The organism is Mycobacterium sp., from assembly GCF_050701515.1.
Classification (GTDB): Bacteria; Actinomycetota; Actinomycetes; order Mycobacteriales; family Mycobacteriaceae; genus Mycobacterium.
The window spans coordinates 1-12,156 of the sequence record NZ_JBOGDB010000167.1 but is presented as its reverse complement, the minus strand read 5'-3'; the positions used below and the strand labels follow the sequence as shown (position 1 = coordinate 12,156).

Annotated in this window: 11 protein-coding genes and 1 pseudogene; 8 read left to right on the top strand and 4 right to left on the bottom strand. The window is 67.2% G+C overall.

What is annotated here, in order from left to right; translation table 11 throughout:
* Window positions 1-121: 121 nt before the first annotated feature.
* On the bottom strand, window positions 122-1,720 hold the full coding sequence (locus ACRDU5_RS14050; protein ID WP_526615179.1) for a PucR family transcriptional regulator: 1,599 nt from the start codon (window positions 1,718-1,720) through the stop codon (window positions 122-124).
* 93 nt (window positions 1,721-1,813) lie between these two features.
* Between ACRDU5_RS14050 and pruA the strand changes: the two genes are divergently transcribed.
* Both pruA and ACRDU5_RS14040 read left to right on the top strand, forming a co-directional pair.
* Window positions 1,814-3,442 carry an L-glutamate gamma-semialdehyde dehydrogenase gene (gene pruA, locus ACRDU5_RS14045; RefSeq protein ID WP_526615178.1) on the top strand — a complete coding sequence of 543 codons (1,629 nt, stop codon included), beginning with the start codon at window positions 1,814-1,816 and terminating at the stop codon, window positions 3,440-3,442.
* Between the two features lie 3 nt (window positions 3,443-3,445).
* On the top strand, window positions 3,446-4,414 hold the full coding sequence (locus ACRDU5_RS14040) for a proline dehydrogenase family protein (protein ID WP_526615177.1): 969 nt from the start codon (window positions 3,446-3,448) through the stop codon (window positions 4,412-4,414).
* A gap of 2 nt (window positions 4,415-4,416) precedes the next feature.
* On the opposite strand, the gene ACRDU5_RS14035 is transcribed toward ACRDU5_RS14040, so the two are convergent.
* Entirely contained in the window at window positions 4,417-4,812 is a 396-nt protein-coding gene (locus ACRDU5_RS14035; RefSeq protein ID WP_526615176.1) for an SgcJ/EcaC family oxidoreductase, read from the bottom strand.
* 247 nt (window positions 4,813-5,059) lie between these two features.
* Between ACRDU5_RS14035 and ACRDU5_RS14030 the strand changes: the two genes are divergently transcribed.
* Genes ACRDU5_RS14030 through ACRDU5_RS14020 form a run of 3 tightly spaced genes read left to right on the top strand, consistent with a single transcriptional unit; the run spans window position 5,060 to window position 7,494 of the window.
* Entirely contained in the window at window positions 5,060-6,460 is a 1,401-nt protein-coding gene (locus ACRDU5_RS14030; RefSeq protein WP_526615174.1) for an AMP-binding protein, read from the top strand.
* Window position 6,461: 1 nt separating this feature from the next.
* The gene (locus tag ACRDU5_RS14025) at window positions 6,462-6,815 is read left to right on the top strand and encodes a VOC family protein (RefSeq protein ID WP_526615173.1); all 354 of its coding nucleotides are present in this window, start codon (window positions 6,462-6,464) and stop codon (window positions 6,813-6,815) included.
* 34 nt (window positions 6,816-6,849) lie between these two features.
* Entirely contained in the window at window positions 6,850-7,494 is a 645-nt protein-coding gene (locus ACRDU5_RS14020) for a class I SAM-dependent methyltransferase (protein ID WP_526615172.1), read from the top strand.
* Here the strand turns inward: ACRDU5_RS14020 and dapD are convergent.
* A complete protein-coding gene (dapD, locus tag ACRDU5_RS14015; RefSeq protein ID WP_526615180.1) occupies window positions 7,491-8,465 on the bottom strand; it encodes a 2,3,4,5-tetrahydropyridine-2,6-dicarboxylate N-succinyltransferase in 975 nt (324 codons plus the stop codon). The genes ACRDU5_RS14020 and dapD overlap by 4 nt on opposite strands.
* A 93-nt stretch (window positions 8,466-8,558) precedes the next feature.
* Here dapD and dapE point away from each other — a divergent pair, with 93 nt between their 5' ends.
* The 3 genes from dapE to ACRDU5_RS14000 all read left to right on the top strand — a co-directional run bounded on the left by dapE (window position 8,559) and on the right by ACRDU5_RS14000 (window position 11,787).
* The gene (gene dapE, locus ACRDU5_RS14010) at window positions 8,559-9,623 is read left to right on the top strand and encodes a succinyl-diaminopimelate desuccinylase (protein WP_526615171.1); all 1,065 of its coding nucleotides are present in this window, start codon (window positions 8,559-8,561) and stop codon (window positions 9,621-9,623) included.
* A gap of 700 nt (window positions 9,624-10,323) precedes the next feature.
* Window positions 10,324-11,277, top strand: coding sequence for a hypothetical protein (locus tag ACRDU5_RS14005; RefSeq protein ID WP_526615170.1), 954 nt, complete (start codon window positions 10,324-10,326; stop codon window positions 11,275-11,277).
* A 105-nt stretch (window positions 11,278-11,382) separates the two neighbouring features.
* Complete coding sequence (locus tag ACRDU5_RS14000) at window positions 11,383-11,787, top strand: hypothetical protein (RefSeq protein ID WP_526615169.1); 405 nt, start codon at window positions 11,383-11,385, stop codon at window positions 11,785-11,787.
* Between the two features lie 136 nt (window positions 11,788-11,923).
* Here ACRDU5_RS14000 and ACRDU5_RS13995 read toward each other — a convergent pair.
* Window positions 11,924-12,156, bottom strand: a pseudogene (locus ACRDU5_RS13995) (AAA family ATPase); the annotation flags it as partial.

Sequence of the window (12,156 nt, the reverse complement as noted above, 5' to 3'; positions counted from 1 at the left end):
GCTGGCGGCCGGCGCGTTCGCGGTCACCTAATCCGCGCGAGCAGACGTAAAAGTGCCCGACACGCCGAGGAGGTTTTGGGAGCTTTTACGTCTGCTCGCGAGAAAAAGCGACCCGACATGCCTACGGCGAAGAGTCGGTGGCGCGCAGTCCCAGGGCAAGGACGAGCCGGTCGTCGGGGTCGTCCAATGACGTCGAGAGCAGCGTCTCGATCCGCCGCACTCGGTAACGCACGGTGTTGGGATGCACGTGCAGCCACTGTGCGGCCGCACCGATGTCTCCGAAGCTGTCGAGATAGGCGGCCAGCGTGTCGGCCAGCATCGGATCCTGCTCGCGCAGCTGTCGTACCCGCGGGTCGACGAGCCGCGGGTGACCCGCCACCTGGGACACGATCTCGTCGAGTAGCACGGTGGTGCGGGCCTCGTCCAGCGAGGTGACCTGACGGATTGCACCCGGATGGCGCTCGGCGCTGTCGAAAACCCGGTCCACCTCTGCGCGGGCCGCCGCCGCAGAGGCCAACCCAGTCAACGGAGCGGCGATCACCGCCCGCAACGTCAGGCCGAGCTCACGACGTAGCGCGGCGACCATGCCCCGCACCCAGGACGTCACCGACGACGCCGTTCCGGTCTTGGGCAGCAGCACGTAGACCCGCTCGCCGGTCGACGCCACCTGCGCGTCGTCGCGAAAAGCGCTGGCGCTCAGCGCGATAACGTCGGCCGGTACCGCTGTCCCTTCGCCGCGGAATCCGATCAGTGCCGCACGGCCGTCGGCGGTAATCCCGAGCTCCCGGGCGATGGCACCGATGTCGTCGGCGTCCTCGCCGGTCAAGCCGAGCAGCTGCTGCACCAGCACGGTGTGCGTCGACGGGGCGGACGCCAGCCTCGACATGATTCGGGCTGCGAGCACCGCGCCGCCGCGCAGCACCTCGTCGACGTCGTCGGCCAACGGCTCCGATCCCTGTTGCAGCCAGATCGTCCCCGCGAAGCCGGGTGGACGCCGCGCGTCGGTCGCGGGAAGGTGGATGCCGACCGCGAGCCGCGGCCGCAGACCCAACTCGGGGCGTTCGGCGACACGGACCACCTCACCGCTGGCGCGCAACGCGTCGAAGATTCCCCACTGGCCGATCCACTCCAGGTGCTCGGGTGGACCGGCGCGGCCGAGGATCGTGAGCCGGCGCAGCTCGTCGGCGTCGTCGCTGGACGCCGAATAGGCCAGCACATGGGATTGGTCGTCCTCGATGGTGATCATCCCGTGGGTGCGGTCGGCGATGGACTGCGCGAGCCCGAACAGGTCGGTGCCGGAGTCATAGAGCGGGTCGCCACGGTCGCCGTGGTGTTCGAACGCGTGGTTCACCAGTTTGTAGAGCAGTTCCCAGCGTGCCCGGGGTTCGACGGCCACCACGGCCGTGCCGAGCCTGACCGCCTGCGTGACCGCCGCGGCCGACGGTTCCTTCACGAAGATCGCCGCCGGAACCCGCCCGGTGCCGTCCATCTGCTGCCCGATCCAGCGGACGGCCTCCGCGTCGGACACCCCGAGCAGGAAGAACAGGTCTGCGGATCCGGCGCCGACCGCCAGGCCCAACCGGATGTCGTCGACGTCGACAAGCGCAACCGATCCCACCGGCATGTCGAGTCCGCGCGGGGCCTCGACCAGCGTGACCATCGTGCGGTCGAGGGCCAACAGCAACTGCCCGAGGGACAGTCCTGGCATGGGCACCGTCATATGCCACTCCTTTGTCCGTTTCGACTATAGATGGCCACCGGCATTGTCGGATTGTCCATCGGTATACGGGCCGGAAACGGGGATCCTTGCAGCATGGACGCCATCACCGAGGTGCCGAAGCCGGCCAACGAGCCGGTCCTCGACTACGCACCGCGCAGCCCGGAACGCAACCGACTGGTGGCCGCGCTCGACGCGCTGGCCGCCGACCCGATCGACCTGCCGCACGTCATCGGCGGCGCTCATCGGATGGGCGGTGGTGAACGCATCGACGTGGTGCAGCCACACCGCCACGCCGCCCGGCTGGGTACCTTCACCAACGCGGATCACGCCGACGCCACCGCGGCCATCGAGGCGGCGATGGCCGCAAGGGACGCGTGGGCCAACACCCCGTTCGACGAACGTGCGGCGGTGTTCCTGCGCGCCGCCGATCTGCTGGCCGGACCATGGCGGGAGAAGGTCTGCGCCGCAACGATGCTCGGTCAGTCGAAGTCGGCCTACCAGGCCGAGATCGACGCGGCATGCGAGCTGATCGATTTTTGGCGGTTCAACGTCGGCTTTGCCCGACAGATTCTGGCGCAACAGCCGATCAGCACACGCGGCGTGTGGAACCGGACCGACTACCGGCCGCTGGACGGTTTCGTCTACGCCATCACCCCGTTCAACTTCACCGCGATCGCAGGCAACCTGCCGAGCGCGCCGGCGTTGATGGGCAACACCGTGGTGTGGAAGCCGTCGCCGACCCAGACATTCGCGGCCTACCTGACCATGCAGCTGCTGGAGGCCGCGGGATTGCCGCCGGGGGTGATCAACCTGCTCACCGGCGACGGCATCGCGGTTTCCGAGGTGGCACTGGCCGATCCCCGCCTGGGCGGCATCCACTTCACCGGGTCGCCCGGGACTTTCCAGCATCTGTGGCGTGAAGTCGGCGCCAACATCGACTGCTACCACGGCTATCCGAGGCTGGTGGGGGAGACCGGCGGCAAGGACTTCGTGCTCGCCCATCCGTCGGCGCGACCCGACGTACTGCGCACCGCGCTGATCCGCGGCGCTTTCGACTACCAGGGTCAGAAGTGCTCGGCCGCGTCACGGGCGTTCATCCCGCGGTCGGTGTGGCAGCGGATGGGAGACGACTTCCTCGGCGCCACCGAGGCGCTGCGCTACGGCGACGTCAGCGACCTGACCAACTTTGGTGGTGCGCTGATCGACGATCGCGCATTCGCCAAGAACGTCAAGGCCATCGAAAGAGCCAAGGGCGCGTCAGGCGTCACGGTCGCCGTCGGAGGCGAATACGACGACAGCGAAGGCTATTTCGTCCGGCCCACGGTGCTGCTGTCCGACGACCCGGGCGACGAGTCGTTTTCCACCGAGTACTTCGGACCGATCCTGTCGGTATATGTGTATCCCGATTCGGAGTACGAGCAGATGCTGGACGTCGTCGACACCGGCGCCAAGTACGCGCTGACCGGTGCGGTGATCGCCGACGACCGCGATGCGGTGCTGCAGGCCCAGAATCGGTTGCGATTCGCGGCGGGCAACTTCTACGTCAACGACAAGCCGACCGGTGCCGTCGTGGGGCAGCAACCGTTCGGTGGTTCACGGGCGTCGGGCACCAACGACAAGGCCGGCTCGGCGCTGAACCTGTTGCGTTGGGCGTCGGCTCGGTCGATCAAGGAGACGTTCGTCCCGCCCACCGATCACAACTACCCGCACATGGAGGCCTAGGTGATGGCCGAGGTGTTCCACCGGGTCGCGCGTCCGGCGATTCTGGCGGCCAGCCGGTCAGACGGGTTGCGCCGCACGGCCGAGCGGCTGCCCATCACCCGATCCGTGGTGCATCGCTTCGTGCCCGGGGAGACGGTCGCCGACGTACTGAAATCCGTTGGGCAGCTGCGCGATAGCCGACGGCTGGTCAGCATTGACTATCTGGGCGAGGACACGATTGAGGTCGAGGACGCCGATGCGACGGTGCGGGCGTACCTCGAGTTGCTCGACGCGCTCGGCGGGCGTCACGAGTCGTCGGACGGCAAGGTGCGCCCACTGGAGGTGTCGCTGAAACTGTCGGCACTCGGCCAAGCCCTGCCCCGCGACGGCGAGAAGATCGCCCGGGAGAACGCCCACACCATCTGCGAGCGCGCGCAGCGCGTCGGCGCATGGGTGACCGTCGACGCCGAGGACCACACCACCACCGACTCCACGTTGTCGATCGTGCGCGAGCTACGTGCCGACTTCCCTTGGCTGGCAACGGTTCTGCAATCCTATCTGAAACGCACCCACGGCGACTGCGAGGAGTTCGCCGCTTCCGGCGCCCGGATCAGGCTGTGCAAGGGCGCCTACGACGAGCCCGCCTGGGTGGCCTACCGCGACCGCGACGAGGTCACCGACTCCTACCTGCGCTGTCTACGGGTGCTGATGGCCGGCTCGGGCTATCCGATGGTGGCATCCCACGACCCGCAAATCATCGATGTCGTGCCGACGTTGGCCCGGGAGAACAACCGCGGCGTCAAGGATTTCGAATATCAAATGCTGTACGGCATCCGCGATGCCGAGCAGCGGCGGTTGGCCGACGAGGGCAACCACGTCCGGGTCTACGTTCCGTTCGGCACCCAGTGGTACGGCTACTTCGTGCGGCGGATCGCCGAACGGCCCGCCAACCTGACGTTCTTCCTTCGGGCGTTGGCCGAACGTCGGCAGTAGGCCTAGTCGGTCGCGGGGAACGAGTGGTGCTCGTGGGCGACGACCCAGCGGCCGTCGCGCTTGCGTAACCCGACGGTCAGGCGCAGCCGGTTGTCGGGATTGGCCGCGAAGTCCTCGGGCTTGCCGCAGCGCAGTAACGCCCACGCGAACGCGACGTCGGTTCCCGCGGTCACGTCGAGCTCGACGATCTCGAACTCGGCGCCCTGACGCTGCCAGTCGAAGAACGGCGGCCACGACGCGGTGTAGGCGTCGATGCCGCGAATCCCGTCGTAGGGCGGTGGCACGTCGAACATCACGATGTTCGAATCATGGTCTGCCAGCACGCCATCGAGATCCTGCGCGCGCACGGCGCCGGCCCAGCGGGTGATCAGGTCGCGGATGGCTGTTTCGTCACTCATTGGATCGTCGGCCTTTCCATTCGGCGGTGCCCCCTGCTGACACGAGGACATAGCCTGCACTGGCAAACAGGAGGGGCACCATCGCCATCGCACCGTATGCGGCGGTCATTCTGTCACCTCGCTTCTTTTCGGCTGTTCTCTTAGTTGTTCATCCGGGCTTCACCGTTACATCGAGACTGCCTTGCGTGCTGGGCATGGCCATGTAGACCCCGATCGGCGGCAGAATTCATCGGGTAGCGTCGCTGGCGTGCTGCTGGCCTCGCTGAACCCCGCCGCCACCGGGGCCGATATCGGCGACGCGGTACGCATCGACGGCACCGTGCTGAGCCGCAGCGACCTGATCGGTGCCGCGACATCGGTGGCCGAACGGGTCGCCGGCGCAGACCGGGTGGCGGTGCTGGCCACCCCGACCGCGGCCACCGTGCTGGCCATCACCGGCTGCCTGATCGCGGGAGTTCCCGTGGTCCCGGTGCCCGCCGACGTCGGCGCCGGCGAACGGGACCACATCCTCACCGACTCCGGCGCGCAGGCCTGGCTGGGCGAGAAGCCGGAGGACGCCGAGGGGCTATCGCATATCCCGGTGCGTCTACACGCCCGGTCGTGGCATCGCTATGCGGAGCCTCCGCCGGACGCCACCGCGCTCATCGTGTACACCTCCGGCACCACCGGACCGCCCAAGGGTGTGGTGGTGAGCCGGCGGGCCATCGCCGCCGACATCGACGCGCTCGCGCAGGCGTGGCAGTGGACGTCCGAGGACACCCGGGTGCACGGGCTGCCGCTGTTCCACGTGCACGGGCTGGTGCTCGGATTGCTCGGGTCCCTGCGCATCGGAAACCGCTTCGTGCACACCGGAAAACCCACACCGACGGCCTACGCGGACGCCCACGGTTCGCTCTACTTCGGCGTGCCGACGGTGTGGTCACGGGTCGCCGCCGACACCGACGCGGCGCGGGCACTGTCGTCGGCGCGGCTGCTGGTGTCGGGCAGCGCTCCGTTGCCGGTGCCGGTGTTCGCCGGGCTGGCCGAGCTCACCGGTCACGAGCCGGTGGAACGCTACGGCACTACCGAATCGTTGATCACGCTGAGCACATTCGCCGACGGGGAGCGACGGCCCGGTTGGGTGGGTCTGCCGTTGGCGGGTGTGCAGACTCGGCTGGTCGACGACGACGGCGCGTCGGCACCGCACGACGGCGAAACCATTGGGCGACTGCAGCTTCGGAGCCCGACGATGTTCGACGGCTACCTGAACCGGCCCGATGCCACCACGGAGGCTTTCGACGCCGACGGCTGGTATCGCACCGGAGACGTGGCGGTCATCGACGACGGCGGCATGCACCGGATTGTCGGTCGGGAGTCGGTGGATCTGATCAAGTCCGGCGGCTATCGCATCGGTGCCGGCGAGGTGGAGACGGCGCTGCTCGGCCATCCGGGCGTGACCGAAGTCGCGGTCATCGGTCTGCCCGATGACGATCTGGGCCAACGGATTGTCGCCTTCGTCGTCGGTGACGCGGCGCCGGACGCGTTGATCGACTTTGTTGCACAACAGCTTTCCACGCACAAGCGGCCTCGGGAAGTGCGAGTGGTGGACAGCCTGCCGCGCAACGCGATGGGCAAGGTGCTCAAGAAGGAACTGGCTGAATGGGGCTGAAATGGCACTGACATTCGACGAGATCTGCATCGACGCCCACGACGCCACCGCGCTGGGCACCTGGTGGTCGAACGTGCTGGGCTGGCCGCAGGACGTCGACGACGACGGCGACGTCGTGCTGCATGCTCCGCCGGGCGCGGGTCCCAACTGGATATTCATCGCCGTGCCCGACGACAAGGTCTGCAAGAATCGCATCCACCTCGACTTCCGGCCGGACGATCAGCAGGCCGAGGTCGACCGGGTGGTCGGCCTGGGTGCCCGGCACGCCGACATCGGCCAGCGCGGCGACGAGAGCTGGGTGGTGCTGGCCGACCCGGAGGGCAACGAGTTCTGCGTCCTCGCTCCCGACGCCTGACCGGAGCAGACACGCGCGACTACCCTGGTCGTGCATGGAGCACCACGAAGATCCCGACAGCGACGAGGCCAGGCGGAAATATCGCGGCCTGGCACGGGGATACGACAGGCTGATACGAGTCGTCGCACCGATCCGGCGTCGCGTGATCAACCGCCTCCAACTGCGGCCGGGCGACCACGTGTTGGACATGGGCTGTGGCACCGGCGCCAGCTTCGCTGCCCTCCGTGCGGCCGTCGGCCCGACCGGTCGAGTAACGGGCGTCGAATTGACCGAGGAGATGACAGCAATTGCCCGCCGACACATCGCCGATCAAGGCTGGGACAACGTCGAGGTGATTGTCGGCGATGCGACGGTTGCTCCGCTTCCCAACGACGTTGACGGCATCTTGTTTTTCCTCGTTCACGATCTAACGCGGCTACCGGCGGTTGTACATCGCGCCGTGGACGCCGGGCGCCCGGGCGCTCGGGTCGTGGCGTTCGGCCCGGTGAACGCCACACACCGGCTGGCGTTTGCGGTCAACGCCATCGTCAAACCAATTGCACGCAGGTACGTGACGACATTCGAAGGCTTCGACAAACCATGGAGTCATCTCGCCGCCGCGGTGCCGGGCCTGCGGGTAACGCGAGCGCTCGGCGGTGGTGTCTACATCGCCACCGGAGAAGTGGGCCCGACGAGCTAGTTGGCGTGTAGGGCTTCGTTGAGCGTGATGCCCGTGCCGTCCCGGGCCACCACCTCCACCGCGCCGCTCAGCGAATTGCGGCGGAACAGCAGGTTGTTCGCCCCGGACAGCTCTCGGGCCTTGATCGTTTGACCGTCGGCGGTCTGCACCTTCGTCCCCGCCGTCACATACAGCCCGGCCTCGACGACGCAGTCGTCGCCCAGCGAGATCCCCAGCCCGGCGTTCGCGCCCAGCAGGCAGCGCTTGCCCACCGAGATCACCGCCGTGCCGCCGCCGGACAGCGTGCCCATGATCGACGCGCCGCCGCCGACGTCGGAGCCGTCGTCGACCACCACGCCCGCCGAGATCCTGCCCTCCACCATCGACGTGCTCAGCGTGCCGGCGTTGAAGTTGACGAAGCCCTCGTGCATCACCGTCGTGCCCGCCGCCAGATGTGCGCCGAGCCGCACCCGGTCCGCGTCGGCGATCCGCACCCCGGCCGGGGCCACATAGTCGACCATCCGCGGGAACTTGTCGATGCCGTAGACCGTCACCGGTCCACGGCGGCGCAGCCGGGCCCGCACCGACTCGAAGCCCTCCACCGCGCACGGCCCGTAGTTGGTCCACACCACGTTGGCCAGCACGCCGAAGATCCCATCGACGTTCGCGTCGTGTGGCTTGATCAGCCGGTGGGACAGCAGGTGCAGCCGCAGGTAGGCGTCATAGGTGTCGGCGGGCTTGTCGTCCAGCGACGCGATGACGGTGCGCACCACGACGGACTCGACATTGCGGTCCTCGTCGCGGCCGGCCAGCTCCGCCAGCTCGTCGGGAACCTCGGCCACCGACAGCCGCACGGTGCCCGATGGCCCGTCGGCATTCAACTCCGGTTCCGGGAACCACGTGTCGAGGACGGTTCCGTCGGCGGCGATGGTTGCCACACCGACGCCTGAAGCTGCAGTCACGCTGCTACACGCTACTGGATGCGTTTCCAGCGCGAGCAGACGCAAAAGCACCCCGACACGCCGGGAATCGGGGGCTTATGCGTCTGCTCGGCATTAGAGGGTGACCCGCTAGCCTGGTCAGTTGTGCTGGACCTACGTGGCGACCCGATCGCGTTGACCGCGGCTCTGGTGGACATTCCCAGCGAATCGCGGCAGGAGGAGCACATCGCCGACGAGGTCGAGGCCGCATTGCGCGAGCAGACCGAGGGGTTCGAGGTCATTCGCAACGGCAACGCGGTGCTGGCCCGCACACAACGGGGCAGGCCGTCGCGGGTGTTGATGGCCGGCCACCTCGACACCGTTCCGGTCGCCGACAACCTGCCCAGCCGTCGCGCCGACGGTGAGCTGCACGGCTGCGGAACATCCGACATGAAGTCCGGTGACGCGGTGTTCCTGCACCTGGCGGCCACGATCGCCGAACCAGCACATGACATCACGCTGGTGTTCTACGACTGCGAGGAAATCGAGTCCGCCGCAAACGGTTTGGGACGCATCGAACGTGAACTGCCCGACTGGCTACAGGCCGACGTCGCCATCCTCGGCGAACCATCCGGCGGATACATCGAGGCCGGCTGCCAGGGCACGCTGCGCGTCGTCGTCAGCGCCACCGGAACCCGCGCGCACTCGGCGCGATCGTGGCTGGGCGACAACGCCATTCACAAGCTGGGCGCGGTGCTCGATCGGTTGACGGCGTATCAACCCCGCAGCGTCGACATCGACGGATGCACGTACCGCGAGGGACTGTCTGCGGTGCGCATCGACGGCGGGATCGCCGGAAATGTCATCCCCGACGCGGCGTCGGTCACGGTGAACTTCCGATTCGCACCCGACCGCAGCGTCGAGCAGGCGAACGAGCGCGTGCACGAGGTGCTCGACGGACTGGACGTGCATATCGAGCAGACCGACGCCGCAGCCGGCGCGCTGCCCGGGCTGACCAAGCCCGCCGCCGCTGCGCTGGTCGAGGCGGCGGGCGGGCAGGTGCGCGCGAAATACGGCTGGACGGACGTAGCGCGGTTCGCGGCGCTGGGCGTGCCGGCGGTCAACTACGGCCCCGGCGATCCCAACCTCGCCCACCGCGCAGACGAGCGGGTGCAGGAGGCGCAGATCACCGCCGCAGCCGACGTGCTGCGCCGATATCTAACAGGTTGAACCCGCCGCAAGGATGGACAACGGCAAGCGTTAAGACGCGAGGCCGGGTGTCGACTCCAACGCCTGGATGAGCGGAAATGTGAACGCATCTGGCGAAACACGACGCAGTTCAATCAGCGCATGGCAGGCTCCGCGGCTGCCTTAGAATTTCTGAATGGGGCTGATACGTGTCGATGTCAAGGGACTTACGGCGCTCGCGGCTAACTGCATGGAGCAGGCCGGCGCGGTGGCAGGTGCCAGCGTTCCGCCGCCTTTAGGAGGTTGCTTTCAGGCAACTTCGGCCGCCATAGCGGCCGCGCATGCTGATGTTGCTGCGGCCGGCACGCAGCTCATGCTCCGGATGCAGGCGACCGCAGCTGAGGCCGAGGCGGCAGCGCAGGGCTATGCGGGGACTGAAGCAGACTCAGCAGTGGCCTTGTCTGCGGCTGGTACGACAGCGGTATAGATGGCGACTACAACCACGCTGCCGGATCTGTCGCAGATTCATGCGTGGGATACCGAGCATCTCGAGGCAGCAGCGACCCACTGGACCAACACGGCACGAGTGTGGGAGGAGGCGTTCACCAGGGTCTATCGGGAGGCACCGCATCCGGGCGGTACGCCGTGGGAGGGCGAGGCAGCCGACGCTGCGACAGTACGTGTCGGCTCAGACCGGCTGAGCGCGCTTGGAGCGGTCGATAGCCTGCGAGGCGCGGCCAGCTTGGCCCGCACAGGTGCCGCTCAGCTGCAGGGTGCTCGACAGATAGCGCTGGAAGCGGTTCGCAAGACCCGGGTGGCCGGCTTCGCGGTGGGTGAGGATCTATCGGTCACCAGTCGACAGACCGGCGGGCAGCCGGCGCTGCAGGCCACCCGGCAGGCGCAGGCCGAAGGGTTCGCTGCAACGATCCGCAGGTGTGCGGCCTCGCTGGCGGCAACGGACACCGAGGTGGCGAACCGGATCACCGCCGCTATGGCCGGGGTGACCGGCATCAGCTTCGCCAGCAATCCGGTTTTACCCGATCCGCAGAAGCAGGAGCCCACGATTCAGCCGGTGGATAACCGCCGTCGGAAGGAAACGCCCATCCCCTCACCGGGCGGTCCGGATAACTTGGGTGGCAGCGGCGGACGAACAGCGCCAGATATTCGAGCCGCTATCGAGGGACTCCCCCGGGGAAACAAGCCATGGATCAAGGAAATTCGCAGTGTGGAAGATCTTCGAAGGTTGTGGGACTGGGTTAATAAGGGGGCGTCGGAACGCGTCGGCAGCTACGGAGAAACTCCGGGATCCATGCGCGTGCTTCCTGATGGAACCATCGTTGGCATCCGCGATGCAGCTGGCTCGAACGGTAAACCGGCTCTGGACATCCGCTTTCCGGGCGAGAAGGAGTACGTGAAGGTCCACATCAATCCCCGGGGTGGTGTGCCTGACATTCCCAGCAGTAGTGGCGAGCCGGCTCGTGGGCCCACGGTTCGCGCGCCGGCTGAGGGGCCGGTTAAGCCGCCGTCACCTCCACCGGTTGAACCGACGCCCCGAGTGCCCGTCCAATTACCGGTCGGCCCGCCGCTGGTGTATCCGCCGAACGGAGTGCCTGACCTAAGTCCGCCGCCTGGCGCCGGGCTGGAGGATGAGCTGCCGACACTCGGCGAGATCAACCTGCCGGGTGAACGAGAATGACCCTGTCACACTCGATGTCGCGCGCCGATAATCTTCATGCACGGAGAATTGGTGAACACGCCGACCCGATCGGGCACCGCGTCGCAGCGCTAGCTAGGAGGACCATTGTCCGACGAGCAAGGCATTGAGCCAAGGAATACCGCGCGCGAGAAATTGCGTGAGGAGCTACTCACCGACGGGCTCGAGGACTCGTTGCCACTCGCTCACGTTGAGTCGCGTGTCGTTCGACAACATCCGTCGGCACCACTGACGGAGCATCAGAACCTGACACTAGAGACCATCCGCTCGCTGGTGAGCGATGAACTTTTTGAACTGGGGAATCCCTTAGAAAGTGGGCGTTTTCGTGCTTGGGATACGCCGCTCGATGAATCGATCAAATGGATTTCCGACGCCTATGTCGATCATTATGACGACGCGCCGGGTTGGGTGTTTTGTTGCTGGCTCAACCTGACAGACAGGGGCCGGCAGATTGCACTAGCACTCGCAGAGAAATCCAAAGATTCGCTGTAGTGGGAGTCGGGCACACGTCCGGTGCTCTCGGAAAGGTGAAGTCGGGGTTGATTCGTCAACTAGCGTGCCGACTTCGGTGATGCACGCTGCGAGGCCGGTGTCATCTAGTCAACCTTCCTCGTGGAAGGACCTACAGTCAGCTAGGCAACTGACCGGCGCGGGCTTCCTCGGCCTGGCGCGACGCGTCGGCCGCCGCGCCACCCATGCCGATCTCGGCGAACGCGGCCGACACCGCGTCGAGCGCGGTCGCGTCACGCGCCACCAGGGCGCGCGCATGCTGCAGCGCCAGCGTGCCGAACACGCAGTCCACGTCGGCGGTCAGCCGGGCGATGCCGTCGGCGGAGCGGGTGTCACCGAGCCGCACGGCAT